This is a genomic window from Streptococcus sp. HMSC36C04, from assembly GCF_001839535.1.
Lineage (GTDB): Bacteria > Bacillota > Bacilli > Lactobacillales > Streptococcaceae > Streptococcus > Streptococcus hominis.
In genome coordinates, this window is record NZ_KV841595.1 from 1 (window position 1) to 255 (window position 255).

A 255-nucleotide genomic window follows, 5' to 3' on the forward strand; every position below is an offset into this window, starting at 1 on the left:
ATCCGCTTGGTATTGAGCTAATTTAGCTTCATAATCTGCTTTTGCGATTGTATTGCGCTGTTTGATGGCTTTGTTTTCTGCTGTAATCGCTGCATTGGCCACTGTATTTTCTGCTACTGCTTTTTCATAGGCAGCCTTAGCTTCGGCATTGGCTTTTTGAACACGAGCCAGCTCTGTTTGATAAGCTGCCAGCTTGGCTTGGTAATCTGCTTCGTTATCGGCATTAGCTTTTTTCACCGCAGCTAAATCCGCTTG

Annotated in this window: 1 protein-coding gene; it reads right to left on the reverse strand. The window is 44.3% G+C overall.

Going from position 1 to position 255, the window contains the following annotated elements:
• Window positions 1-255, reverse strand: a 255-nt coding sequence (locus HMPREF3249_RS05220; RefSeq protein ID WP_142350229.1) for a hypothetical protein, incomplete at both ends; no start/stop codon positions are given.